The sequence below is a fragment of the Paludisphaera soli genome, from assembly GCF_011064595.1.
GTDB lineage: Bacteria > Planctomycetota > Planctomycetia > Isosphaerales > Isosphaeraceae > Paludisphaera > Paludisphaera soli.
Genome location: NZ_JAALJI010000120.1, coordinates 1 through 957 on the forward strand (window position 1 = coordinate 1; position 957 = coordinate 957).

At 76.7% G+C, this 957-nt stretch carries 1 protein-coding gene; it reads left to right on the forward strand.

What is annotated here, in order from left to right; genetic code table 11:
• Nucleotides 1–957 (forward strand): IS481 family transposase (locus G6O68_RS31890; protein WP_165253800.1); only part of this gene is annotated, 957 nt, incomplete at both ends.

Genomic DNA, 957 nt, shown 5'->3' on the forward strand with positions numbered 1-957 from the left:
CCCTGGCCTCCTCCCCGGGAGCCAACGTCCGCGAGCTGTGCCGACGCTACGGGGTCAGCCCCAAGACCGCCTACAAATGGGTCGCCCGGTTCCGCGAGGGGGGCTCCGCCGCCCTCGCCGACCGCTCGCGGCGGCCCGGCGCCTCGCCGGCCCGCACGCCCGAGCCGGTCGAGGCCGAGGTGCTCCGGCTCCGCGACGAGAACCCCGCCTGGGGCGGGCGCAAGCTCCGCAGGCGGCTGGCCGACCTGGGCCACGCCGACGTCCCCGCGGCCGGCACGATCACGGCGATGCTCCGCCGACGCGGCCGGCTCGCCGACGCCCCCGCCCCCGCGCCCTTCGTCCGGTTCGAGGCCGACGCCCCCAATCGGCTCTGGCAGATGGACTTCAAGGGCCACTTCGCCACGGCCGCCGGACGCTGCCACCCGCTGACCGTCCTCGACGACCACTCGCGGTTCGCCCTGGGGGTCGAGGCCTGCGGCGACGAGCGCGACGCGACCGTCCGCGGCCGCCTCGCGGCCCTGTTCCGCCGCTACGGCCTGCCCGACCGCATCCTCTGCGACAACGGCTCCCCCTGGGGGGTCGCCGCCGCGCCCGGCCGACGATACACCGGCCTGGGCGTCTGGCTGCTGAGGCTGGGCGTCGGGGTCGGCCACGGCCGGCCCTACCACCCGCAGACCCAGGGCAAGGACGAGCGGTTCCACCGGACGCTCAAGGCGGAAGTCCTCCAGGGACGCACGTTCGACGACCTGGACGCGTGCCAGCGGCGGTTCGACCCCTGGCGCGAGTCGTACAACCACCGGCGGCCGCACGAGGCCCTGCGGCTGGCCGTGCCGGCCAGCCGCTACCGGCCGAGCGATCGGCCGTTCCCCGAGACGCCGCCGGAGTGGGAGTACGGGCCGGGCGACGCCGTGCGAAAGGTCTGCGGGGCCGGCGCGATCAGCTTCAAGGGCCGGCTCC